Source organism: Kitasatospora sp. NPDC059577 (genome assembly GCF_042735475.1).
GTDB lineage: Bacteria > Actinomycetota > Actinomycetes > Streptomycetales > Streptomycetaceae > Kitasatospora.
In genome coordinates this window covers 1-24,163 of the sequence record NZ_JBHWBZ010000010.1, presented here as the reverse complement: position 1 = coordinate 24,163, position 24,163 = coordinate 1, and the positions used below count along the sequence as shown (strand labels likewise).

Below are 24,163 nucleotides of genomic sequence, written 5' to 3'. Positions count from 1 at the left end.
GCCGACCGGGACCGGCACAGCCGGGTGCTCGCCGCCCACGCCGCCGTCCAGCGCGCCCTGCCCTTCCGCTGGACCCGCCGTACCGAACCGGACGCCACCGAGGCGGACCCGGTGTACGCCGCCCTACGCCTGCGGGTCCTGCGCGCCGCGCTCCGCCCGCGCCCGGCGGCCCGCCTGACGGCGCCCCGGGTGTGGGGGTTGCGGCTGTTCACCCCGCACGGCGGCGAGGAGGACGCGGGCCTCGACCGCGTGCTCGCCACGCTGGACGCCCCGGCCCGGGCCGCCTTCGCGCTGCGAACGGTCGACGAACTGGGCCCGCAGCAGGCCGCCGAGGTACTGCGGCGGGCCGGAGTGGCAGCGCCGGACGAAACGGTCGCCGCGGCGGCAGCTGTCCCATCGGCTCCGGACCCGACGGGACCCGCCTTCGACCCGTGCGCGGTCCGGGTGCAGCCGACGGACCTGCTGCGCCGCCGCCGGACGCTGACGGCCACGCTCGCGGTCGGCATGCTCGGGTTCTCCACCACGGCCGCCGTACTGGGGGGTTCCGGCCCCGTGGCGACGGCCCGGTGCGGTGTCCGCGCCGGGCCCACGCCCCGGCGACCCGGCCCGGCTGGTCCGGGTGGCGCCCGCCGCGTGGCAGCACACCGCGCGGGTCGACTTCTCCGCCTGGCCCGCCCGGGGCGACCGCCGCGAGGACGGCGCACTGCTCGGCCGGGCCGTGACCGCCTGATCGCGGCCCGGCCCGCAGACCCGTGCCGAACCGGGTACGGACATCGCCCCGCCGGTCGAGACGCCGCAGCTGTTGTTCGCCGGGACGGTGGACGGCACCGGCGTGGTGGTGCTGTACGACGGCCGGCGGGTCGCCCGCTACACCGACGGTCACCCCACCGACGGTCACCCCACCGATGGTCACCCCACCGACGGCGGTGACGCCGGGCTGGACCTCGCCCGGGCCGACGACTCGGACGTGACCACGGCGGGCGCGGTGGCTCTGCGCCGCCGGGGCACGGCCGTCCGCTACCTGCCGGCACCCTGGGTGGACTCCGCCGAGACCCGCCGGATCGACCGACCCGACACACCGGCCCGCCCGTTGGAGCACCCCGACGGGATCACCGCGTCGGCACCCGCCGGCGGACTCGCCGACTGCCGGGGCTCCACCGTGCTCCAGCTGCGCTCCTCGCCCGTGGTCGCCGAGAAGCACGCCTTCCTGCTGGCCGACCTGGGCGGCCTCGTCCCCGCGCACCTCACCTACACCCCACCGCCGGACCGCGGCCAGTCCCCGCAGCCGGCCCGGGAGCCGCGCGAGGCGACGGCCCAGGAAGCGCTGCAGGCCTGGGCCCGGGCGGGCTGTGCCGTCCCGGACGGGAAGCCGGGCGTCAAGCAGCTCAACCTGTGGGCCTTCGCCGTCCAGCCGTTGCCGCAGAACGCGGGCTCGGCCGCCTGGGTCTGTCTGCGCGCCGACCGCTGGAACGGCGAGGGCAGCGCGGCCACCGCCGTCGTCCTGCCCGCGGGCCGCGGCCCGCAGCGCACCGGGGGCGGCCCGGGCCGGGCGTGCAGCCGGTTCGAGCAGGACACGGCGGCCTGGACGTGGTGGCGTTCGCCGCAGGGCACGGAGTTCCTGCTGGCGGCGGGCAGCCGCCGCGTCACCCGGCTCACCGTCAAGGGGCCGGACTGGTCCACCGACCGGCCCGCACCGGACCGGACGCTCGCCGTCGAGCGCCCCGCGCGCTCGGCCGTCCAGGTGGAGGCGCTCCTGGACAACGGCGCCAGGATCACCCCGCCGCACTGAACCCGCCCCTGCCGCAGCGACCGCCCGGCCCGTGCACACCCCGCCACCCGCTCGCCCCACTCCGCCCCGCTCGACCCACGCATCGCGCTCACCCTGCCGAACCTGCCCGCCCCACCGAGTCCGCCCACCTCACCGAGTCCGCTCACCCCGCTGAACCCGCTCACCCCGCTGAACCCGATCGACCCGCAGGGCCGGCCGCACCCGACCACTCCGCCTCGTAGTCCGGCAGTTCGACGCTGCTGACCTGCTTCCCGAGTTCCAGCATCTTCTCCAGCGCCCACCGACGGTTCAGCACCGCGTTGCGGAACCGCAGCCCGGTCGTGGTGCGCGGTGCCAGGAACGGTCCGGTGCGGTCGCCGCCCTTCTGGCAGCCCTGCGCGTAGCCGCGCAGCAGCTTCTCGTAGCGCTCGAAGGCGGTTCGGTGGTCGCCGCGCGCCCGGGCCAGCTCGCCCGCCAGGACGTACGCGGCGACCACGGCCGTGCCGGTGCCCATGCCGCCGATGGTGGCACCGCAGGCGGCGTCGCCGATCAGGGCGATCCGGCCGCTCGACCAGGCGGGCACGTCGGCCCGGCTGATCGAGTCGAAATACACCTCGGGGGCGGCGTCCAGGCGCTCCAGCAGGTACGGCACCCGCCAGCCGAGGCCCGCGAAGGCGGCCCGGACGAGTGCCTTGTGCTGTGCCGGGTCGTGGCGGTCGTAGCGCAGTTCGGGCGAGGCGAACAGGCAGAAGGCGCCCGCCCGGCTCGGGTCGCGGTGGGCGGCGCCGACGGACATCAGTCGGCCGGGGACGTTCAGGCCCACGGATCCGACGGGCAGCCCGGATTCGTTCGGCAGCTGCCAGGTGGCCGCGTAGTAGCCGAGGTGGCGGACGTAGCGCTCCTCCGGGCCGAAGGCGAGCCGTCGGACGGTGGAGTGCAGCCCGTCGGCGCCGATCACCAGGTCGAACTCGCGGGGCGCGCCGTGCCGGAAGGCGACCCGGACCCCGCTCGGCGTCTCCTCCAGCGCGGTGATCGAGTCTCCGAAGACGTACTCGGCGCGGGCACTGCTGTGCCGGTGCAGCAGCCGGGAGAGTTCCCCGCGCGGGATTTCGAGGTCGCCGCCCGCGAACTCGGCGGGCAGGTGCAGCAGTCGGCGCCCGTCGGCGTCCACGAAGGTCATCGGGCTGCCGCCGGTGCCGAGTGCCCGCAGTTCGTCGAGCACGCCCATCCGTTCCAGCACGGTCAGGTGGGTGCGGCCGCGGAAGTCGACGTCCTGGCCGCCGTCGCGCAGCGCGGGAGCCAGCTCGACGACGGTGACCTCGAAGCCGTACCGGACCAGCCAGTGGGCGAGTGCGGGGCCGGCGATGCTCGCGCCCGAGATCAGGATCCTGGTGTTCACGGGTACCACTCCGTCCGGAGATCAGAAACTGTGTCCGACAGACACTGTTTGTTGCTGTGTACGGTAGACACAGTTGAGGTGGATGGGCAACCCCCGAGGCCGAACGGGCGGAACACCCGCCCCGGGCCCGGAAAGGCCCGGGACGGAGCCGTGCCCGGACCGGTACGGAGCACCCCGGCACGGAACACCCCAGGACGGGAGCGGACGATGAGCGGAACGGCGAACGAGACGGCGAACGAGACGGCGGACGACACGGCGAACGACACGGTGCGGCTGCTCTGGGGCCCGCCGGCCAAGCCCACCCGGGGGCCGAAGCCGGCCCTCACCCCGGAGCGCATCGCGGCGGCGGGCGTCGAGGTCGCCGACGCGGAGGGCCTGGGGGCGGTGTCGATGCAGAAGGTGGCCGGCCTGCTCGACTTCACCAAGATGTCGCTCTACCGCTACGTCCCCGGGAAGGCCGAACTGGTCGCCCTCATGGTCGAATCGGCTGTCGGTGAGCCCGGGGCACCTGCGGACGCGGCCGACTGGCGAGAGCAACTCACCGCCTGGGCAGCCCAGTTGACCGATTCGTTCGCCCGGCACCCGTGGCTGCTGGACGCCACCGTCGGCCCCCGGGTGATGGGCCCGAAGGAACTCATGTGGCTGGAGCGGGTGGTGGCCGCGCTCGACGGCCACGGCCTGACCGGGCCCGAGCGGATGGACGCCGCCGTCCTGCTCGCCGGGCACGTGCGCGGGATCGCCGAACAGTCCCGCACCGCCGGCCCCGCCGGCTCCCCCGAGGCCGAACTCCTCGCCGTCCTCGGCACGGTGGTGCGGCAGCACGCCGACCGCTACCCCGCCGTCGCGGCCGCCATGGCCGAGCCGGGCGGACGCGACCAGGCCCTCGACTTCGGCCTGGAACGCATCCTGGACGGCCTGGCCGCCCTGATCGAGCGCCGCACCGGGCAGGCCTGACCACACACGGCCGGCCCGATCGCCCACCACAGCCCCGACCACGCCGACCGTCCCCGGCCGGGCGCCCGGAAAATCCCTCGGACCGCGCCCGGCCACCCACTACCATCGCGCCCCATGGCGATGTTCGTGCACCTCACCTCCGCGGCCAACGCACCGCGCATCCGCCGCGCCGGGATCCGGGCGGACAGCCGGGGCCAGGACGGCGCGCGCGGGCTGTACTGCTTCCCCGTGCTGCCCTCCTACACGCTGACCCACCAGTGGCTGCGCGAGTTGGCCCGGTTCGGGCCCAAGGGCTCGCTGGTCGCGGTGCACGTCCGGCTGGACGACGCGCAGGAGGTCCTGGCCGGGCACTACCGCGACCGGGCCAGGAGCGCACAACAGTCGGTGTCCGCGGCGGAGGCGGTCCGGCGGATCAACGCACTGGCCGACCCGCGCGGCTGGGAGGTCTTCCTGCCGCGCGCGGTGGGCGCCCGCGAGGTGCACCGGATCCGCGCCGTGCCGCAGGTCGCCGGCTGGCGCTACCTGCCGAACGCCCACGGCACCCGGCCGTGCACCTGCTTCGGCTGCCGGATCCGCGGCGAGTACGGCGGCCGCCGGCTGCGCGAGCGCCACCCGCACCCGCTGGACGGACCGCCGCCGCCGGTGCCCGTACTGCTGGCCCGGATCGGGGCGGCCGGCGATCCCGGCGACCCGGCCGAACTGCGGGCCGCTCTGCACTGGTTCGGGATGCGCCGCCGGGGCCCGGTGGACGCCCTGACCCGCCTGGCCGGCCACCCCGATCCCGGCGTGCGCGAGGAACTGGTCTGGGCCGTCGGTTCCTGGTCCACCCCGGGCACCGCCGAACTGCTGGACGGCCTCGCGGACGATCCGCACCCGGATGTCCGCGAGGCCGTCGAAGCGGTGCGGGACCGCTGACGGCGGTGCTGGACCGCCGACAGCGGTGCGGGACCGCCGAGGCCCCGCACCGCCACAGGTCGTGCGCGGCCGTCAGGACACGCGCTTCAGCTGCCAGGAGTTCTTGTCGAAGCTCGGCACCGCGGAGTACTGACAGCCGGCGCTGTAGAAGCTGCTGACGATGGTCCAGCCGGCGGGCGGCCAGGTCGAGGCGCAGGCGTTGACCACGGTGCCGACCGGGTAGCCGGTGAGCTGCATGATCTTCTTGGTGTTCGGGTTGAACCCGGAGCCGCAGCCGCCGCTGTTCCACCACTGCACGTCCACGTAACCGCCGGGCGTGAGCGAGGAGGAGCACATGGTGCTGGTGTCGCCGGGTGCGGCCTGGGCCGTTCCCATGGTGAGGGTGAGCGCGGCGGCGGCAGCGCCGAGGGTCAGCGCGGCGGCACGGAGACGTATCACGGGGCGGGCTCCTCTCGATGACGCGGGACCTCCGCGTCACCGCCCATTCCTATCCGTGTCAGTGGGTGGACGGACAGCGACTTTCCGGCCCGACCAGCGGCGCGTTCTCGCCCCTCCGTACCCGACTCACCCCGGCCCCGCGTCCGTGACCTGCGGCGCTCTCCTCCGACATGCCCGTTCGGCCGATCCGGGTGATCATGGGACGAGCCGCGTCTTCGGCGATTCGGCGCGCCGGTCGGCTCCGGTCGCGCCCGGAAGGTGGACCGCGATGTTCCAGCTCCTGTGGATTCTGCTCATCGGCTTCGTGCTGGGCGTCCTCGCCAAGCTGATCCTGCGGGGGCCGCAGTCGATCCCCTGGTGGCTGACCATGCTGCTCGGCGCCGCCGGGGCCTGGCTCGGCAACGCGGTCTCCGGCTGGGTCGGTGTCCGTCACACCTCGGGCATCGACTGGATCCGCCACATCCTGCAGCTGGCCTTCGCCGTCGGCCTGGTGGCCCTCGTCGCCCCCGCCTGGAGCAGGTCTCACCCGAACCGCTGACACCGCGACGGCCGGATCCCCCGCGCCACCTCCACGGCGCCGACCCGCCGCGCCGCGCCGCGCCCACGGCGCCGACCCGCCGCGCCACGCCCACAGCGCGGCCCCCGGCCCGCCGGGCGGCCGCCGCCCGGCGGGGCCGCCGGTCAGCCCACGTGCACGGACGGACGCCGCAGGCGGTCCGGTTCGGCCTCGCGCAGCACCTCGCGCGTCACCGGTGCGATCTCACCCTGGCCGAACAGGAAGAACCGCAGGAACTGGGCGAAGGGGTTGCCCTCGGTCCACTCGAAGTAGATGTGCGGCTGCTGCCCGGTCAGGTCGCGCACCTGCAGCAGCAGGGCGGCCAGCGCGTTGGGCACGCTGGAGCTCTCCAGCGACAGCACCCGGTAGCGATCGTGCAGCACCTCGCCGCGCACGGTCAGTTCGGCCTCGAAGTCCGACGGGTCGAGCACGGTGACCTCGACGAAGACCAGGTCGTCCTCGGGCGGGATGTCGTTGTCGGTGCGGATCTGGCGGATCTTGTCGCGGTACTCGGCGAGGTCCCGGCTGTTCGGCTCGTTGGCGATCAGCCGCAGCGGGCGGTGCATGTAGTCCCGGACGAACCGTTCCGCGACGTCGTCCAGCACCACGTCGGTGACGCGTAGTTCGAAGGCCCGCTTCAGCCGGGAGAGGAAGGAGAGCAGCATGATGCCCGCGATGAAGCAGGCACCGATCTTGACGCCGTCCGGCCGCTCGGCGATGTTGACCGCCGTGGTGTAGAGGAACACCGCGGCGATCACGGCGAAGCCGGCCCGCCAGCGGCGCTGTCCGGCCTTGTGGGCGGCGATGGTGACGGCGATCGCGGCGGAGCTGATCAGGACCAGGACACCGGTGGCGTAGGCGCCGCCCTGGGCGTCCACGTTGGCGTCGAAGAGCCAGGTGACCAGGAAGGCGATCAGGGTGAGCACGATGACGGTGGGCCGCACGGCGCGCGCCCAGTGCGGGGCCATGCCGTAGCGGGGCAGGTAGCGCGGCATCAGGTTGAGCAGCCCGGCCATCGCGGAGGCGCCGGCGAACCAGAGGATGGCGATCGTGGACAGGTCGTAGACGCTGCCGAAGGCGCTGCCGAGGTACTCGTGGGCGAGGTAGGCGAGCGCGCGCCCGTTGGCCGCACCGCCCGGCTCGAAAGCGGCGGGCGGGATGAGCAGCGTGGTGATGAAACTGGTCGCGATCAGGAAGCAGCTCATGATCGCGGCGGCGGTGGTGAGCAGCTTGCGGGCACCCCGGATCCGGCCGGTCGGCTTCTCCTCGGTGTCGTCGGGGTCGCCCTCGATGTGCGGCATCACGGCGACGCCGGTCTCGAAGCCGGAGAGGCCGAGCGCGAGCTTGGGGAAGACGATCAGCGCGACGCCGACGACGGCGAGCGCGTTGCCGTGTTCCGCGAGGAGTGCCGAGGTCCAGTCGCTGAACAGGTGCGGGGCCTTGAGCACGTTGTAGAGCCCGTCGACCACCACGACGACGTTGAGCGCGAGGTAGACCGCGACCAGCACCACGGCCAGGCCGATGGCCTCGCCGAAGCCCTTGAGGAAGACCGCGCCGAGCAGGGCGATCATGATCAGGGTCAGCAGGACCTGCTTGCCGGTCAGCGCGCTGTGCAGGTGCGGGTTCTCCACCAGATGCGCGCTGGCGTCGGCGGCGGACAGAGTGATGGTGATCATGAAGTCGGTGGCCGCGAAGCCCAGCAGGGTGAGCACGAAGAGCTTGCCCTGCCAGAACGACAGCAGCCGCTCCAGCATCGCGATCGAGCCCTCGCCGTGGGGGCTCTCCTTGGCGACCCGCCGGTAGACCGGGAGCGCGCCGAGCAGGGTGACGATCACCAGCACGACGGTGGCGATCGGCGAGACCAGGCCGGCCGCGAGGGCGGCGATGCCCGGCTGGTAACCGAGCGTGGAGAAGTAGTCGAGGCCGGTCAGGCACATCACCCGCCACCAGCGCTGGCCCTTCACGTGCGGGGCCTGCGCGTGCGGGCCGGGGTGCTGCTTGGCCATGTCCGCCAGGCCTTCGAGCATCCACGCCCGGAACCACCCGCGCCTGGTCCGGGAGGGCACCCCCGGTTCGGCCGAACCCGACGAGACCACGTGCACCCCTGTCCACGAATCGGCCGGCCGCGCGCCGGCCCGGGCCCTCTGCGGCCGCCGGACGGCGGGCCCGGTCAGGCTAGGTGACCCGGTCTCCGCGGCCCGGGACCGCGCGGCGCAACACGCCGCGGTGCGCCCGTACGGCCCCCCGGACGGCGGGCTGCGGGCGGCCGTGTGCGGCGGCCCGGCGCGTTGGCCCGGACGCGGCCGCCGGACGGGGTAAGGATGTCCGCGCGCGTTGACGCTCCGGGTTGACACTCCGGGTCGACGCCCCGGATCGGCACGGGCCGGCCGGCACGACTGGGAACCACAGGGAGGCCGCGGTGACGGTACCGAGCCGGCGGGGGATTCTGGGCCTGGGTCTGATGGCGGCCGCCGCCGCCTCCTGCGGTGCCCGCCAGCCGGAGGCGGCACCGGTCCCGCACCCCTCCGACGGCCGGCCCACCGGCCCCGCCACGGGCGACGGCGGCGCGCAGCGCCCCGGGCCTGCGGACGACCTGAAGGACGAACGGGCCCGGCCCGGCACTCCCGGCTGGGAGATCACCGACCCCGGCCCGGACTCCGCGATCGAGGGCTTCGCCGACCGGGTCAGCGTGCTGCCCGGCGAGCCCTTCGGCCTGCACGTCTCCACCCCCGCCGGCGCCTTCACCGTCTCCGCCTACCGGATGGGCTGGTACGGCGGCGCCCGCGCCCGCCTGGTCTGGCGCCGCGAGCACGTCCCCGGCACCGGGCAGCCCGCGCCGCACGTCGAGCCGACGACGCGCACCGTGCTGACCGGCTGGCAGCGCACCCTCACCGTGGACACCGCCGGCTGGCCCGCGGGCGCCTACCTGCTGCGCCTGGACACCGAGGACGGCTCCGGCCACCGCTACGTCCCGCTCACCGTGCGCTCCGCCACCACCACCGGCCGGACCGTGGTCATGAGCGCCCCGGCGACCTGGCAGGCCTACAACGAGTGGGGCGGGCACAGCCTCTACAACGGCCCCACCGGCGGCCTGGCCACCCGTTCGCTGAAGGTCGTCTTCGACCGGCCGTACGACTACGACCACGGCGCCGGGCTGTTCCTGGTCTACGAGGCGCCGCTGATCGCCCTCGCCGAGCGGCTGGGCCTGCCGCTCGCCTACACCACCGGCATCGACGTGGCCCGCGCGCCGGGTCTGCTGGCCGGCGCCACCACCGTCGTGTCCCTGGGCCACGACGAGTACTGGTCCCCCGAGCAGCGCGCCGGGGTGGTCGCGGCCCGCGACGCCGGGACCAACCTGGCGATCCTGGGCGCCAACTGCTGCTTCCGGCGGGTGCGCTTCGAGCCCACCGACCTCGGCCCGGACCGCACCGTGGTCTGCTACAAGGACGCCTGGGCGCAGGACCCGGGCCACCAGGCGGGCGCCCCGGCGACCACCGACTTCCGCGCGGGCCCGGGCGCCGACCCGGAGAGCTCGATGCTCGGCGTGATCTACGACGGCTACCCGGTGGACGCCCCGTACGTGGTCTCCTCCCCCGGGCACTGGGCCTTCGAGGGGACGGGCGTCGCGGCCGGGGACTCCTTCCCGCACCTGGTCGGCGTCGAGTACGACCGGGTGGACACCGGCTTCCCCACCCCGCGCCCGATCGAGGTGATCGCCCACTCCCCCGTGGTCTGCGAGGGCCGCCCCTCCCACGCCGACACCGCCTACCACACCGTGCCGAGCGGCGCCGGGGTCTTCGCCTCGGGCACGATGCGCTGGGTCGAGACCCTCGACGCCCGGGGCCCGGGCGGCCCGGCCGACCACGGCATCGACGCCCGGGCCGGGGACCTGGTCCGCCGGGTCACCGAGAACGTGCTGCGCACCTTCGCCGCCGGCCCGGCCGCCCTCACCCACCCGGCCCGGGACAACCTGGGCTCCGTCTACGGCCCGGCCTGACCGCCCCGGCGCGGCCGCCCCCGACGGAACGCCGCGGGCATTCTCCGGGCCGGCCGACCGGACCGGGGCGGGCCGCCACCGCGGTCCATCGTGATCGAACGGACTTCCGGCCCACCGTCCGCGGCCGGAGCAGGCCCGCAGCCCCGATACACTCGCACGGTCCAACCAGCGCAGGTCGTCCAGGCAGAACGGACCGGTGCGGCACGGGTGCCGACCGGCGAGGGCACGAGGGAAACAGAACATGGTCGAGGCCTCCCCCAAGGTCGTTGTGGTCGTCCCCACGTACAACGAGCGGGAGAACCTCCCGGTCCTCGCGGGCCTGCTCGCCGAGCTCCCGCTGCCGGACCTGCACCTGCTGGTGGTCGACGACAACTCGCCCGACGGCACCGGCGAGATCGCCGACAAGCTCGCCGCGGACTCCGGCGGCACCGTCGGCGTGCTGCACCGCACCGAGAAGAACGGCCTCGGCCGCGCCTACCTGGCCGGGATGGACCGGGCCCTCGCCGAGGGCGCCGACGTCGTGGTCCAGATGGACGCCGACCTCTCGCACCCGGCCTCCGCGATACCCGAGATGGTGCGGACCCTGCTCACCGACGACACCGGCGTGGTGATCGGCTCCCGCTACGTCACCGGCGGCTCCACCGCCGCCGAGTGGCCCTGGCACCGCAAGGCCCTGTCCGCCTGGGCCAACCTCTACGTCAACACCATCCTCGGTCTGGGCGTCAAGGACGCCACCGCCGGGTTCAAGGCCTGGCGGGCGAGCACCCTGCGCGCCATCGACCTGCCGACCGTGCAGAGCAACGGCTACTCGTTCCAGGTCGAGATGAACTACCGGGCCGTCAAGCGGGGACTGACGATCCGCGAGGTGCCGATCCGCTTCGAGGAGCGGATCGAGGGCGCCTCGAAGATGAGCGTCGGCGTGCAGGTCGAGTCCGCCCTCGCCCCCTGGAAGCTCCGCTTCAACCGCGGCGACTAGGGCTCGGCCGGACAGCGCCTGGCGAGCCGTGTCCGCCCTTCCCACCGGGCGCACGGGTTCATACGGGTGCCGGGCGGGCCGCGGGGCGGTGTGAAGGGCGGTGACGGGGAAGAAGGGCGACATGGCCCTTCTCCCGGAGTCCCTCACGGCCCTGATCCGCCGCAGCGCGCGGGAACCCTTCGTGGTCCAGACCGTACGGGCCACGGTCGCGGCCACCATCGCCTTCGCGGTGGCCACGCAGCTCAGCAGCGAGCCCGCCCCCCTGACGGCGCCGCTGACCGCGCTGCTGGTCGTCCAGGTCACCGTCTACTCGACCCTCAAGACCAGCGTGCGCCGGGTCAACTCGGTGGTCGTCGGGGTGCTGATCGCCATCGGCTTCAGCGCCGTGGTCGGGCTCTCCTGGTGGAGCCTCGGACTGATCATCCTGGCCTCGCTGGTCGTCGGCCGGTTCGTCCGGGTCGAGGAGTTCGTCCAGGAGGTCGCGATCAGCGCGATGCTGATCCTGGGCGTCACCAAACTGGCCTCGCAAGCCTGGGACCGGGTGCTGGAGACGCTCATCGGCGCCGCCGTCGGCCTGCTGTTCAACCTGCTCTTCGCACCGCCGGTCTGGGTGGACACCGCCGGGGAGTCCATCGAGGACCTCGCCCGGCGGGCCCGCCAGCTGCTGCTCGACATCGCCGACGAACTGGGCCGCCCCACCCCGGTCGCCCGGGCCGCCGAGCGGCTGCACGAGGCCCGCCGGCTGGACCAGGCCATCGCCGAGGTGGACGCCGCGCTCCGGCAGGCCGAGGACAGTCTGCGGCTCAACCCGCGGATCAGCGAGGGGCTGCTGTCCCGGCTGGTGCTGCGCACCGGTCTGGACACCCTGGAGATCTGCGTCGTGGTGATCCGGGTGCTGGCCCGCTCGCTGACCGACCTGGCCAAGCGGCGCACGCCCGGCGAACGGCTCTTCCCGCCGGACGTCGCGGTGGGCCTGGAGGAACTGCTGGACCACGTCGGCGGGGCGCTGGTGAGCTTCGCGGTGCTGGTGACCACCCAGGTGAGCAGCAGCGCGGAGGAGGCGGAGACCCGGCTCGCCTCCGAGCTGGCGGCGGCCTGGGTCTGCCGGGAGAACGTCGCCCAGGTGCTGCTGCGCAAGGTGCAGGAGCACCCGGAGGCCTGGCAGTTGCACGGCGCGATGCTGGCCGAGGTGGACCGGATCCTGGACGAGCTGGACCTGGAGCACCGCGGCCGCCGGCTGATGGAGGAGCTGGACCGGGCGTCGGTGGCGAACCGGGAACGCTTCGCGCGGTTCGCCGGGCTGCGCCGCTTCCTCCGCGGCGAGCGGTGGCGGGAGCGGCGCGGGCGGAAGCGGCGGGAGACGACGGGGCGCCCGGCGGCGGAGGCCGGGCGCTGATCCGCGGCGGGGGCCGCCGGCGCGGCGGGGCCGGGGTGGTGTGCTGCGGCGCGGTGTCGAGACTGCGGGGGCGTCGAGGCTGCGGAGGCTTCGCGGTTCAGGGACCTCGGGGTTCAGGGACCTCGGGGTTCAGGGGGCTTGGCGGTTCAGGGGGCTTGGCGGTTCACGGCATCAGCCAGGGCGGCTGCGGGAGCGGGTGGCCGGTCTCCAGGTAGGTCTTGAGGTTGGAGAGCACCGCCGCCCAGCCCCGTTCCGCGTCGGCCCGTTCGGCCTCGTCGGCCAGGTCCTCGTGGGTGACGGTGAGCCGGGTGAGGTCCTGCCAGCCGTCGAGGTCGAAGGTGACCCGGGAGGGCCCGCCGGGGCGCCGCTCGTCGGGGCCGGCCCAGGTGGTGACCAGCCGGTGCGGACGGTCGACCGTCTCGACGGTGCCGGCGACGTCGGCGGTCCCGGAGCCGTCCGTGCGCCGGTGCTCCCAGGGCGCGCCGGGCAGCCAGGTCGAGACGTTGCGGTGGCCCCAGTAGAGGCCGGACTCGTCGGCGTTGGTGAGCGCGTGCCAGACCCGTTCGGGGGTGGCCCGCAGGTAGACGACGGCGCGGTGGGTGGGGGCGGTCACGGCGTCAGTCCCCGGCCGCGTCGAGCAGGGGCTGGATGTCGAGCTTCTGCATCCGCAGCATGGTCGCCACCACGCGGTCGGCCTTGGCCCGGTCCTCACCGCCGATCAGGTCGAGCAGGACGCGCGGCGTGATCTGCCAGGACAGGCCGAAGCGGTCCTTGAGCCAGCCGCACGGGCCGGGCTCGCCGCCGTCGGCGGTGAGCTTGGCCCAGAGTTCGTCGATCTCCCGCTGGTCGTCGCACTCCACCTGGAGCGAGACGGCTTCGGTGAAGGTGAACTGGGGGCCGCCGTTGAGGGCCACGTAGGGCCGGCCGGCGAGTTCGAACTCGACGGTCAGGACCGTGCCGGCCGCGCCGGGGCCGGCCTCGCCGTTGCGGGTGACGCGCGTGATGCGGGAGTCGGGGAGCAGCGAGGTGTAGAGGGCGGCGGCCTCTTCGGCCCGGTCGTCGTACCAGAGGAAGGTGCTGATCTTCTGCATGCGCCCGACGGTAGCGGCGGGGTCCGACGGTCGGGCCGAGCCACGGCCGGGGGTCACCGGTTCGGCGCCCCCGGCCGCGGGGAGGTGGGTCAGTGCACCCAGCCCGCGTAGCGCTGGGTGAAGCGCCGGCCGGTGTGGGCGGTCACGACGACGTCGTAGCGGCCCTGCTTGTCCAGCGGCCAGGCCAGGTCGACCTGCTTGCCCGGCTTGACCCGGACGGTCTGCGCGGTGCCCGCGAAGTCGTTGGGCGCGGCGGTGAAGTCCACATCGGTCATGCCGTCGTTGGCCAGCTGGAGGGTGAACCGGCCGTTACCGCGCAGGTCGGCGGTGACGATCGGTACGCCGACGTCGTTCTGGCCGTCCTGCCCGTCGCGGACGACGGTGCCGGAGAAGCGGCGGACGAAGCCGTCCGGGCCGTGGACGGTGAAGTCGTAGCGGCCGTTGGTGGCGGCCGCGTCCCAGACGTACCGGGCGGTGGCGCCGGGGGCGACGGTGTACGGCGTGCCCGCGAAGGGGAGCAGGATGTTCGGGTAGACGGTGTAGGGGAAGGCCACCGACCCGTCGTTGGTCATGGTGCAGGTGACCTTGCCGGTCTTCCGGTCCACCTCCGCGTCGGCCCACGGCTGGTACGGCAGCGGGCGGTGCGGGCGCTCGCCGCGCTCCTGGACGGGCATCGACTGGGCGCCGACCGCCGGCAGGACGACGCCGGGCAGCTTGACGCCCGCGTCGGCCTTGGCCATCAGGGCCTTGGTGTCGGGCAGTTTCGGGATCGAGTACTCGGGGGCGGCGAAGTCGAAGCAGCTGGTGAGGTCGCCGCAGACGGCCCGGCGCCAGGCCGAGATGTTGGGCTCGGCCACACCGGTGACGACCTCCATGAAGCGCAGCACCGAGGTGTGGTCGAAGACCTGGGAGTTGACCCAACCGCCGCGCGACCAGGGTGAGATGACCCAGAGCGGGACGCGGTTGCCGAGACCGATGGCGCGCCCGTGGGTGAACTCCTCCGGGGTGTCGGGCTCGGGGGTCGGCGGGACCATGTGGTCGAAGTAGCCGTCGTTCTCGTCGTACATGACCAGGAAGACGGTGTGCCGCCAGACGTCCGGGTTGGACATCAGCGACTGCAGCGCCTGGTCGACCCAGTGCGCGCCGTAGGCCGGGCCGGCCTCCGGGTGCTCGGAGAACAGGTAGGGCGCGACGAGCCAGGAGACGGTCGGCAGGGTGCCGTCCTTGCAGTGGCGGTCGAAGTCGGCCGGGTCGAACTTGGTCATCGCGTTGACGTAGCGCGGGTCGTCGGGCCCGAACGCGTGGAACTGCTTGAAGTAGGAGAGCGCGTTGTCGTCGTAGTCGCCGGTGCGGTCGTCCTTGCTGGGGTTGTGGTAGACGCGCCAGGTGACGCCGGCCGCCTGCAGGCGCTCGGCGTAGGTGGTCCAGTCGGCGACGGGGTTGTCGGTGACCGGGGTGTTGTCGATCCACGGGCCGGTGGTGCCGTCGCGGCCGGGGCCGGAGGTACCGGTCCACAGGTAGAGGCGGTTGGGGTCGGTGGGGCCGGCCAGGGAGGTGAAGTAGGCGTCGCAGACGGTGAACGCGTCGGCGAGGGCGAACTGGTAGGGGATGTCGTCCCGGGTGAAGTAGCCCATGGTGCGCTCGCCCTTGGCGGCGACCCACTTGTTCATCGCGCCGTTGTTGATGGCCTGGTGGCCGGTCGCCCAGTCGTGCGGGAGGCCGCCGGCGTTCTGCGCGTTGTACTTGTCGGTGTCCATCCGGTACGGCAGCATCGCGCCACCGTCGCTGCGCCGGCTGTCGGGCTGGCGGAACACGTCGGTGCCGTCCGGGAACTGCAGCGCCTGCTTGTCGCCGAAGCCGCGGACGCCGGCGAGGGTGCCGAAGTAGTGGTCGAAGGAACGGTTCTCCTGCATCAGGACGACGACGTGCTTGACGTCCTTGACGGTGCCGGTGAGCGGGGCGGCTGCGGTGGTGCCGGGCGCGGGGGCCGGGGCGGCCTCGGCCGGCGCGCCGGCCAGACCGGTCAGGGCGGTGGCGCCGGCCGCGGCGGTGGCGCCGACGAAGGTACGGCGGGAGAGCTCGGGCATGACGAACTGGCCTCTCGGGGCTGTGGGTCTCAGAGCTGGAAGGTGGCGACGGCGGCGGCGGTGTCGGACGGCCACTCGTTGCCGGCCGCGTTCGGCTCGGGCTGCGGCCAGTCGGCGACCAGGGTGTGCGCCTCCACCAGCTTCAGCGGGCCGGCGTACTGCACGTAGTCGATCCGGTCCTGCGGCTCCGGCCGGTCGCCGCGCCGCTTGCGGGTGGGCGACCAGGTGGCGCCCGGGGCCTTGGCCGGGTCGCGGTTCTCCTCGCGGAAGGTGTCGGTCAGTCCGGCGGCCTGCAGCGCCACGGTGACCGGCCAGTCGAGCGGGCCGACCCCACCGTGCGCGGCGGCGGTGGCGGCCGTCCAGTCCAGGTGGGAGGGCGAGGCGAGCGCGCCGGCCAGGACGACCGGGACGCCCCGGGCGGCGTCCGCGCGCACGGCGGCGGCGAGCGCCTTGGCCTGCTTCAGCCGCAGCGAGCCGTTCTCGGCGGCCACGGCCTGGGCGGCGGTGCCGCCGTCCTGCACCGTGTACGGGCCGTAGCCCGCCTCGTCCAGGTGGGCGGCCCAGAAGCGGACGGCACGGCCGCCGGGCAGCTGGAGGGTGGCCGCGGCGGCGGGCAGGTCGGCGGTCGGCGGGGTGACGTCGGCGAGCGGGTGGCGGCTGAGGATGCCGACGCTGCCGGGGCTCTGGTAGGCGTACCAGCCGAGGGCGTCGGCCAGAGTCCTGGCGCGCTCCCCCGCTGTCTCCTGGAGGGCCAGCACGTCCAGGCCCTGGGCGAGGACCACGCGCAGCTGCTTCTCCAGCGCGTCGGTGTAGGCCGCGCCCGCGTTGTGCAGGTTCCAACTGGCGGCCTTGAGGCGGGGCTTGGCCGCCGGGTCGACGACGGGTACCAGCACGGTGACGGTGTCCACGGCGCCCGCGCCGTCCTTGACTCCGACGACGACCACCTCGGGGTTCCTGCCCGTGGTGGCGGGCGCGGTGCCGGTGAGCGTGCCGTCGGCGCTGACGGACGCCCAGGCCGGGCCGCTGACCTTGCGGAAGGTCGCGGAGCCGGGCACGTTGCCGGCCGGGCGGGACCAGAGGCCGCCGAGCTTGACCTGCACGGCGGCGCCCGGGGCAACCGGCGTGGCGGTGAGGGCGTCGACGGCGGCGTGCGGGCGGACGACCGCGGGCTTGGGGCGGAAACTGAACGGGGCGGTCCGGGCGAGGATGCCGTAGCCGTCCTTGGCGAGCAGGTAGGCGGTGTACGGGCCGCCGGTCAGCGCGGAGGTGTCGAGCTGGACGTCACCGGCGGCGTCCGGGGTGTACTTCCACAACAGCGAGGAGCCGGTACCGGGCTGACGGCTGCCGTCGTAGATGCCGACCCAGTTCTTGGCGTCGGGGGCGTCGGTGCTCCAGTGGAAGGTGAGCCGGTCGCCTTCGGTGGGGTCGGAGGATGAGGTGAGGGTCAGGGCGCTGCCTGCGGCCACGATTGTCCTGTCCGCCGCACCCGGGGCCCGGTCCGCCGGGGGACGGTTCACGGGGTCGGGTACGGCTGGTCACGGAGTCAGGGAGGGAGGGTTCACCGCGGTCGGCTGTACGGGCAGTTGCGGGCTGTCCGCACAGTTGGCTGTACAACTGCGGGCGGCCTCATTCACCCGGAAGCCAGCGACCGGGACATGAACGATGCGTGACGGGTCATCGGGCGGCACGGGAACTTCAGCGGGCATGCGAAGAGGGCCGCGACGGATGAACCGTCGCGACCCTCCGGTACGTACAACCAGGCTCGTTCGCGCCCCTCGGAGGACTCACCGAGCCAGGCCGCCAGGCCAGGGCAGAGCAGGCCAGGGCGTCAGGGCGGGGCAGGGCCTCAGGCCAGGGGTGAAGGCCAGGGCAGAGCAGGCCAGGGCGTCAGGCCAGGGCGAGGAACAGCTTCTCCAGCTCGGCCTCGCTCATCGGCGGGGCCTCCTCGTCGGCGACGGCCATGCACTGGCGCATGCCGCTGGCGACGATCTTGAACCCGGCCCGGTCAAGGGCGCGCGAGACGGCGGCGAGCTGGGTGACCACGTCCTTGCAGTCCCGGCCCGCCTCGATCATCGCGATCACTCCGGCCAACTGGCCCTGGGCACGACGCAGCCGGTTCAGGACCGCGCCGACCGCTTCCTCGTCCACCTGCATGTCGGGGCCGCCTTTCACATCGACTGTCGATGGACAAGTGTACCCGGTGGGGTATTCATTCCCCGGTGGACCGAGGCCGTGGCGACCGCACCACCCCGCGCCCCCTCAGCGACGGGCGAGGCGGCGCTCGCCACCGGCGCCGGTCGCGTACGGAAGCTCGTAGTGCGCGAACACCGCGGGCTCGTCCTCGGCGGGCAGGACGTCGTCGGTGCCGATCGCCGGCGCCTGCTTGACCCGGTTCCGCCCGTACGCCACCCGGACGTAGTCCGGCCCGACCACGGCCCCCTCCAGCGGGACGAACACCAGGCGGCGGCGCCCGGCCCAGCCGACCGTCACGGTGGCGAAGAACGCCTCGTCGCTGACCGTCTCGACGTAGACGGACTCCAGCGAGCCGATGCGGCGGCTCTTCTGGTCGACCACGGAGTGGCCGCGCCACTCGCGGATGTCTGCCATTGCGATCACCACGGCCCGGACCTCCCGTCGCCCGATGTGTCACTGCCCCGAGGCTCCCATCCTCCGCCGGGACGGGCAGGGCCGCGCGGTGGGACGCGGGTGTGCGCGGCGACGGCGACGCGCGACGGCGGCGAGCGGCGGGTGCGAGCGGCGCCCGGGGCCTCGTGACGTCGGCGGTGCGCCCGTCCGGTGCCGCCCGCATGCCCCCCGAGGCCGGGTGGGGCGCACGGGGCGACGAAAAGGACATACGGGGGCGACCCGACCTACCGGCACCGGCGCCTTGACCCGGCCTTTAGGCTGTCCGCCAGCAAGGCCGTGAGTAGATCATCAGACTTTTGCGGGCAGAGTGTCCGGGCGAAGGGCGGCAGCCGTGGGATACGAGGACATGTGGGCACCCGGCGGGGCCGGAGCCGCGGCCGACCTGCGGCCCGACATCCCGCACCCGGCCCGGATGTACGACTACTACCTCGGCGGGAAGGACAACTTCCCCGCAGACCGCGCCGCCGCCGAGAAGGCCCTCGCCGCCAACCCCGAGTTCCGGTCCACCGCCCGCGCCAACCGGGGCTTCCTCACCCGTGCCGTACGCTGCGTCGCCGACCTCGGCACCGACCAGTTCCTCGACATCGGCACCGGCATCCCGACGGCCGGCAACACCCACGAGATCGCCCAGGCCGCCGACCCGGACGCCCGCGTCGTCTACGTCGACAACGACCCGATCGTGCTCAGCCACGCCCGCGCCCTGATGGCCGGCGCGGGCCACGGCCGCACCACCGTCATCCAGGCCGACCTGCGACAGCCCGAGCCCCTGCTGGACGCCGTCCGCGCCGCGGACCTCCTCGACTTCTCGCGCCCCGTCGGCCTCGTCCTCGCCGCCGTCCTCCACTTCCTGCGCGACGAGGACGAGCCGTACCGGGCCGTCGCCACCCTGCTGGACGCCCTGCCCTCCGGCAGCCACCTCGTCCTCTCCCACGGCACCGCCGACTTCATCCCGGCCGCGGTCCGCGACCGCGTCACCGGTGTCTACGACAAGGCCACCGCCCCGCTGGTCGGCCGCAGCCGGGCCGAGGTGCACGCCTTCTTCGACGGCCTCGACCTCCTCGACCCGGGCGTGGTCACCGTCCCGCTCTGGCGCCCCGACACTCCCCCGACCGCGGGCGCCGAGCGCGTGAGCATGTACGGAGCGGTGGCCCGCAAGCCCTGAGCCGTGACCCATGAGGCGTGTGGCCTGCCCGGCCACCGGCGGCAGTCTCGGCCTCGGACACCCCGCATCGGCCCCCACCCGGGGCACCGAACACCCCGGGTGGCTGCGCGGGAAGTCGAACCTGCCGACTTCCTGCGCGACCACCGACACGATCGTGAGTGGCAGAAGCTACCGGAGCTCGTGCGCCGCGAGAGCATCGACTCGATACGTTTGCGGCACCACCGCACCGCAAGGTCGTTGGACGATGCTTCAGCCGTCTCTGCAGGACCATCAGATCTCAAGGAGCAGCGATGAAGCGCACGTTGATCGGCCGTCTCGTCATCACCACGGTCGCGACCGCTGCCCTCGCCGCCGCGGGCCTGGCGATCACCTCGGCCGCCGCGGTCCGGGGCACCGCGTCGTCGCAGGTCGTGGCCGGCGACCACTTCATCCTCACCGTCGCGAACGCGAAGTGAGTCGCGTCGGCCGCACGCACCGACCGTAGGGTCGACCGAGCCCCGCCCGCACCGACGACGGCCCTCCGGGTCGCCCTCCCGCGGGCGGGGCTCCGCGTACCGGCGGCCCGGCGAACCCGCATCCTGGTGCCCCAGGCGTTCCGGCGTCCGCCCGAAGCACTCGACCGGCGAAGAGGCGGCGCAGCACCGGCCCGAGGAGGTCCGCGTGCGGGCCGGGGAGGGCGGCGGCCTCGGTCTGCGAGCCGATCAGGGCGATCCGGTCGAACTCGGGCTCCGCGCCGAGTGACCGATGGGCGGCGCACAACTCCGTGTGGCGCGCGGCCGGTTCCCGGCCGGCACGGGCGGGGCGAGGTGGAGCACGCCGACGCTGCCGTGCTCGCTGCGGACGAGCGGCCAGCGGGTGAGGGGTTCCCGGGGCGTGGACACGCCCGTCTCCTCGACGAGTTCCCGGGCGGCGTGGCGGCGCAGCGCGGGCGGGTCGAGGGGTTCGCCGAGCGGGGCGGTTCGACGCAGCCGCCGGGCAGGCCCCAGCAGCCGGGGCAGGCGGTCGGACCTGCCATCCGGCCACCCGGCCAGTCCGGCCAATCCGGCCAATCCGGCCGACCAGGATCCGGCCGTCGTCGGCGAGTTGGACGACGGCGACGTACAGCGAGCCCACCCGGCTGGTGGCGCCCGGGACGAGGCGCGCGGCGAAGCGGCGGTAGCCGATCCGCGCCCAGTGCCCGGCGAGCGTGTCGGGCCGTCCTGCACGAGACCGGTGCAGGCGGCGACCGGGCCGCCGAAGAGCCCGGTGCCGGCCCGGACGACCTGCCGCCCGGGCACGGTCCATCGCGGCCCGCTCGGTCTCGGGGAGGGGCGGTGCGGGGGTTTCGAGCGGACGGATGCCGGCGGTTTCGAGGAGTTGGACGTCGACGGCCTCGGTCGTCCTGGCCGCGGGCTTCAGGTCTTCGGCCGTCCCGCCATGACGGCAGGGCCCCGGGTTCGTCGACGGTCGACCGGAATTGTCATGACCGGACGGCGAGTTCACGAATCGGGGCGGAGAAATCCGGTTGGCGCGCGATTCGCCGAATCGTGGGCGAATTGATCGGCCGGGCGGGAAATGCCGCTCCGGGTGCACGCGTCGACGTGTGCACCCGGAGCGTGGACGTCCTGCGGTCAGAGGCCGACCTGGATCTCGGCGCGGTGCCGGATGTACTCGTCGGGGTGCGAGCGGGCGATCGCGACCGCCGCCTCGACCAGGCCGTGCAGCTCCGCCGGGTAGGCGCGGAGCACGAGCGGGAGGCCGGGGAGGATGCAGCGGCGGACGTCCAGGTCCTGGTTGGCCACGAACTCCCGCAGCGCGGTCTCGTACCAGGTGTCCCGCACGCTCGCGCCTTCGTCGGCGGCGGCGCCGTTGCTGCCGTCCCCGACCGACAGGGCCGTCCAGTACCAGGCCCGCGCGGCTCCCGCCCGCTCCGGGTTGGTGCCGGTACGGAGGTAACCCAGCAGGGCGAGGCGGACCCGGCGCTGCCCGAAGGCGAGCAGGGCGGGCTCGACGAAGCGCCGGTTGAAGCTCGGGTTGGGGTCGTGGACCGCCGCCTCCAGCAGTGCCTCGAAGTACTCCTCTGGCAGCTGGGACCGTCCGGCTACCGCCTTGTGGACCTCCCATCGAGCCGAACTCTGGTAGTCGGGTCCAGGTGCGACCTCGGCCCCGAGCAGGCGGAGCAGACGCGCGAGCCGAGTGTCGAACGCCTGCGATTCGTCCGCCGTACGCCCGGGCAACGGCTGGAGAATCCGCACCTCGCCTGCCGTGTCCTTGGTTTCCACGAACATCCTCCTCATTCTGAGTCATCGGCAGACTACTCGCCGATACACCAGTTCGGAGGCGGTTTTCGGCCAGGCCAGGAACTTGATCGCTTTCCAGCGCGGAAATATGACGAACCCTCAGTCCACAATCGGCCCAAATGGCGCGAGTCGGCCGGTCCTGCCCGACCTCGGGTACACCCCCGTACGGTCCGGGTCGCCCCGGTACCGGCCGCCCGTCGCGGTCAGGACGGGCGGCCGGGCGGGACCAGGCCGGACTGGTAGGCGATCGCGACGAGTTGGGCGCGGTCCCGGGCGTCGAGCTTGGACATCGCCCGGTGCACGTGGGTGCGGACGGTGAAGGGGCTGACGAACATCCGCTCCGCGATCTCCTCGTTGGTGAGGCCGGTGGCGGCCATCGACATCACCTCGCGCTCGCGGGCGGTGAGGACGGCCAGCCGCTCGCTCGCCGCACCGTCGGCGCCGCGGTCGGGCTGGGCCAGGAGCCGGTCGATCACGGCCCGGGTCGCGGCGGGCGAGAGCAAGGCGTCGCCGGCCGCCACGGTGCGCACGGCGGCGAGCAGTTCCTTCGGGTCGGCGCCCTTGCCGAGGAAGCCGCCGGCGCCCGCGCGCAGCGCCTGGGCGACGTACTCGTCGATCTCGAAGGTGGTGAGGATGAGCACCCGGGTGCCGGAGAGCTCCTCGTCCCCGCAGATCGCGGCGGTGGCGCCGAGGCCGTCGGCACCGGGCATCCGGATGTCCATCAGCACGACGTCGGGCCTGGTGGCCCGGGCGAGCTCGACGGCCTCGCGCCCGTCGGCGGCCTCGCCGACCACCTCCATGTCCTCCTCCGCGTCGATCAGCATCCGGAAGGCTCCGCGCAGCAGTGCCTGGTCGTCGGCGAGCAGTACCCGGATGGTCATGCGTGGTCCCTGTCCTCTCGGGCGGCGCGGGCCGGCCGGGTGGCGCGGTCCGGTCCTTCGGCTTCGTGCGTACGGGCGGCGCGCGCCGTGCGGGGGCCACCCAGGGAGGGGAGGCCGGTGCCCCGAACGGCGTGATCTTGTCCCCCGGCCCCGGCCCGGTGCTCGGTCCCGGGCCCGTCGACCGCGCCCGAGCGGGCGGGGCCGTCGTCACGGGCGCCGGTGCGCAGCGGCAGCTCGGCGGTGACCAGGTAGCCGCCGTCGGACCGCGGGTCGGCGCTGAGCCGGCCGCCGACCGCGCCGGCCCGCTCGCGCATGCCGATCAGGCCGAAGCCGCTCTCGCCCGGGACGGGCTGGGGCAGCGGCGCGGCGCGGGGGCGCCCGGTCGCGGTCGGACAGCCGTTGGCGACGCTGACCGAGACCCGGCTGCCGCTGTAGGCGAGGGTGATCTCGGCGTCGGCGCCGTGCGCGTGCTTGGCGATGTTGGTCAGCGACTCCTGGACGATCCGGAAGGCGGTGAGGTCGACCCCGGGCGACAGCGGCCGGGCCTCGCCCCGGACGGTGAGCCGGACCGGCAGTCCGGCCCGCTCGAAGGAGCCGATCAGTTCGGGCAGCCGGTCGAGGCCCGGGGTGGGTTCGAGCGGGGCGGGCTCCTCCGCGCGGCGCAGCAGGCCGACGGTGGCGCGCAGCTCCTGCAGGGCCGAGCCGGTCGCGTCGGTGATGTGGCTGAGTACCTCGCGGGCCTGGACGGGGTGGTTGTCCATGAGGTGCACGGCGATGCCGGCCTGGGCGTTGGCGAGGGCGATGTGGTGGGCGACCACGTCGTGCAGGTCGCGGGCGATCCGGATCCGCTCGTCGGCGACCCGGCGCAGGGCCTCCTCCTCCCGGGTGCGTTCGGCGCGTTCGGCGCGTTCCTCGATGGCCGCGAGGTGGGCGCGGCGGTTGCGGACGGAGTCGCCGATGGCGCCGGGCAGCAGGGCCCAGGCGAGGACGCCGAGGCGTTCGCCGATCGGGCCGCCGGAGCCGAACAGCAGCGATATCCCGGTGAGCAGGACGGCGGTGGCGATCGAGGCGCGGAGCGCGGTGGCGCGGTCGGTGCGCATGGCGAGGAAGTAGAGGGCGAGCAGCAGCGGGGTGGCCAGCGTGGGGGTGAGCCGGGGGCTGGCCCAGGCGAGCGTCATCGTGCAGAGCAGCGTGACCGCGACCACCGCGCGCGGGTGGCGGCGGTGGGCGAACACGGCGGCGGCGGAGACCATCGCGATGACGCCGGTGGTCGGGTCGAACGGGGTGAGGTGGCCGCCGGTCTGGTCGATGGTGGCGCCGAGCGCGGTGACCGTGATCATCGCCGCTCCGCCGACGGCGTCGAGCAGCCGGGGGTGGTCGCGGCGCAGGCGCTGCCAGGTGGTGGTCATGCTCGTGCTCTCCGGGTCGGGGCCCCGGGGGTCGGGGGCCCTGGGGCGGGGTGCCCTGAGGGTCGGGGTGCCCTGGCCGCACCCTCGCCGGGCTCCGCCAGTTCGTGCCGCGCCGCCGCCGGGGGGGCGGCGGGCCGGGGGGGGGGGGGGCGCCCACGGGGCGGGCCCCCCCCCCACCCCACACACGCCGGGGCGGGCACCCGGGGCGC

The 24,163-nt window shown here is 74.3% G+C and carries 22 protein-coding genes; 10 read left to right on the top strand and 12 right to left on the bottom strand.

From position 1 onward, the window contains the following. The first annotated feature begins 571 nt into the window (after positions 1–571). Both ACFV0O_RS11565 and ACFV0O_RS11560 read left to right on the top strand, forming a co-directional pair. Complete coding sequence (locus ACFV0O_RS11565) at positions 572–730, top strand: hypothetical protein (protein WP_380339579.1); 159 nt, start codon at positions 572–574, stop codon at positions 728–730. 72 nt (positions 731–802) lie between these two features. Further along, the gene (locus ACFV0O_RS11560; RefSeq protein WP_380339576.1) at positions 803–1,789 is read left to right on the top strand and encodes a hypothetical protein; all 987 of its coding nucleotides are present in this window, start codon (positions 803–805) and stop codon (positions 1,787–1,789) included. 160 nt (positions 1,790–1,949) lie between these two features. Here ACFV0O_RS11560 and ACFV0O_RS11555 read toward each other — a convergent pair whose 3' ends face one another. Then, on the bottom strand, positions 1,950–3,167 hold the full coding sequence (locus tag ACFV0O_RS11555) for an FAD-dependent monooxygenase (protein ID WP_380339573.1): 1,218 nt from the start codon (positions 3,165–3,167) through the stop codon (positions 1,950–1,952). 207 nt (positions 3,168–3,374) lie between these two features. Here ACFV0O_RS11555 and ACFV0O_RS11550 point away from each other — a divergent pair, with 207 nt between their 5' ends. Both ACFV0O_RS11550 and ACFV0O_RS11545 read left to right on the top strand, forming a co-directional pair. Next, the gene (locus ACFV0O_RS11550; protein ID WP_380339570.1) at positions 3,375–4,121 is read left to right on the top strand and encodes a TetR/AcrR family transcriptional regulator; all 747 of its coding nucleotides are present in this window, start codon (positions 3,375–3,377) and stop codon (positions 4,119–4,121) included. Between the two features lie 114 nt (positions 4,122–4,235). Beyond that, positions 4,236–5,036 carry a HEAT repeat domain-containing protein gene (locus ACFV0O_RS11545; protein ID WP_380339567.1) on the top strand — a complete coding sequence of 267 codons (801 nt, stop codon included), beginning with the start codon at positions 4,236–4,238 and terminating at the stop codon, positions 5,034–5,036. A gap of 72 nt (positions 5,037–5,108) precedes the next feature. Here ACFV0O_RS11545 and ACFV0O_RS11540 read toward each other — a convergent pair whose 3' ends face one another. Beyond that, positions 5,109–5,474: a hypothetical protein gene (locus ACFV0O_RS11540; protein ID WP_380339564.1), complete on the bottom strand. Its 366-nt coding sequence runs from the start codon at positions 5,472–5,474 to the stop codon at positions 5,109–5,111. Between the two features lie 268 nt (positions 5,475–5,742). Between ACFV0O_RS11540 and ACFV0O_RS11535 the strand changes: the two genes are divergently transcribed. Continuing rightward, a complete protein-coding gene (locus ACFV0O_RS11535; RefSeq protein ID WP_360257397.1) occupies positions 5,743–6,012 on the top strand; it encodes a GlsB/YeaQ/YmgE family stress response membrane protein in 270 nt (89 codons plus the stop codon). 143 nt (positions 6,013–6,155) lie between these two features. Here ACFV0O_RS11535 and ACFV0O_RS11530 read toward each other — a convergent pair whose 3' ends face one another. Continuing rightward, the gene (locus ACFV0O_RS11530) at positions 6,156–8,057 is read right to left on the bottom strand and encodes an amino acid transporter (protein ID WP_380339561.1); all 1,902 of its coding nucleotides are present in this window, start codon (positions 8,055–8,057) and stop codon (positions 6,156–6,158) included. A 392-nt stretch (positions 8,058–8,449) separates the two neighbouring features. Here ACFV0O_RS11530 and ACFV0O_RS11525 point away from each other — a divergent pair, with 392 nt between their 5' ends. From ACFV0O_RS11525 to ACFV0O_RS11515, 3 genes are all read left to right on the top strand, one after another. After that, entirely contained in the window at positions 8,450–10,027 is a 1,578-nt protein-coding gene (locus ACFV0O_RS11525) for a N,N-dimethylformamidase beta subunit family domain-containing protein (RefSeq protein ID WP_380339559.1), read from the top strand. A gap of 241 nt (positions 10,028–10,268) precedes the next feature. After that, positions 10,269–11,003, top strand: a complete 735-nt coding sequence (locus tag ACFV0O_RS11520; protein ID WP_380339556.1) for a polyprenol monophosphomannose synthase — start codon at positions 10,269–10,271, stop codon at positions 11,001–11,003. 121 nt (positions 11,004–11,124) lie between these two features. After that, positions 11,125–12,399 carry an aromatic acid exporter family protein gene (locus ACFV0O_RS11515; protein ID WP_380339553.1) on the top strand — a complete coding sequence of 425 codons (1,275 nt, stop codon included), beginning with the start codon at positions 11,125–11,127 and terminating at the stop codon, positions 12,397–12,399. Between the two features lie 163 nt (positions 12,400–12,562). Here the strand turns inward: ACFV0O_RS11515 and ACFV0O_RS11510 are convergent, their stop codons facing one another. The 6 genes from ACFV0O_RS11510 to ACFV0O_RS11485 form a co-directional block, all read right to left on the bottom strand. Continuing rightward, complete coding sequence (locus tag ACFV0O_RS11510; RefSeq protein WP_380339550.1) at positions 12,563–13,012, bottom strand: SRPBCC family protein; 450 nt, start codon at positions 13,010–13,012, stop codon at positions 12,563–12,565. 4 nt (positions 13,013–13,016) lie between these two features. Next, positions 13,017–13,490 (bottom strand): VOC family protein, encoded by a 474-nt coding sequence (locus ACFV0O_RS11505; protein WP_380339547.1) that lies wholly within the window; start codon positions 13,488–13,490, stop codon positions 13,017–13,019. Between the two features lie 89 nt (positions 13,491–13,579). After that, complete coding sequence (locus tag ACFV0O_RS11500) at positions 13,580–15,577, bottom strand: phosphocholine-specific phospholipase C (protein WP_380339545.1); 1,998 nt, start codon at positions 15,575–15,577, stop codon at positions 13,580–13,582. 29 nt (positions 15,578–15,606) lie between these two features. Then, positions 15,607–17,043: an endonuclease/exonuclease/phosphatase family protein gene (locus ACFV0O_RS11495; RefSeq protein ID WP_380339542.1), complete on the bottom strand. Its 1,437-nt coding sequence runs from the start codon at positions 17,041–17,043 to the stop codon at positions 15,607–15,609. Between the two features lie 421 nt (positions 17,044–17,464). After that, a complete protein-coding gene (locus ACFV0O_RS11490; RefSeq protein WP_360257415.1) occupies positions 17,465–17,731 on the bottom strand; it encodes a metal-sensitive transcriptional regulator in 267 nt (88 codons plus the stop codon). A gap of 105 nt (positions 17,732–17,836) precedes the next feature. Then, positions 17,837–18,193, bottom strand: coding sequence for a PRC-barrel domain-containing protein (locus ACFV0O_RS11485; RefSeq protein ID WP_380339538.1), 357 nt, complete (start codon positions 18,191–18,193; stop codon positions 17,837–17,839). 376 nt (positions 18,194–18,569) lie between these two features. Here ACFV0O_RS11485 and ACFV0O_RS11480 point away from each other — a divergent pair, with 376 nt between their 5' ends. Together ACFV0O_RS11480 and ACFV0O_RS11475 are read left to right on the top strand one after the other, a co-directional pair. Continuing rightward, positions 18,570–19,385 (top strand): SAM-dependent methyltransferase, encoded by an 816-nt coding sequence (locus tag ACFV0O_RS11480; RefSeq protein WP_380339901.1) that lies wholly within the window; start codon positions 18,570–18,572, stop codon positions 19,383–19,385. Positions 19,386–19,675: 290 nt separating this feature from the next. Next, on the top strand, positions 19,676–19,840 hold the full coding sequence (locus ACFV0O_RS11475; RefSeq protein ID WP_380339535.1) for a hypothetical protein: 165 nt from the start codon (positions 19,676–19,678) through the stop codon (positions 19,838–19,840). Between the two features lie 1,155 nt (positions 19,841–20,995). On the opposite strand, the gene ACFV0O_RS11470 is transcribed toward ACFV0O_RS11475, so the two are convergent. From ACFV0O_RS11470 to ACFV0O_RS11460, 3 genes are all read right to left on the bottom strand, one after another. Beyond that, on the bottom strand, positions 20,996–21,652 hold the full coding sequence (locus tag ACFV0O_RS11470; RefSeq protein ID WP_380339532.1) for a hypothetical protein: 657 nt from the start codon (positions 21,650–21,652) through the stop codon (positions 20,996–20,998). Positions 21,653–21,867: 215 nt separating this feature from the next. Further along, the gene (locus ACFV0O_RS11465; RefSeq protein WP_380339529.1) at positions 21,868–22,545 is read right to left on the bottom strand and encodes a response regulator; all 678 of its coding nucleotides are present in this window, start codon (positions 22,543–22,545) and stop codon (positions 21,868–21,870) included. Continuing rightward, positions 22,542–23,954: a sensor histidine kinase gene (locus ACFV0O_RS11460; RefSeq protein WP_380339526.1), complete on the bottom strand. Its 1,413-nt coding sequence runs from the start codon at positions 23,952–23,954 to the stop codon at positions 22,542–22,544. Before ACFV0O_RS11460 ends, ACFV0O_RS11465 begins: the two co-directional genes overlap by 4 nt. Positions 23,955–24,163: the final 209 nt, after the last annotated feature.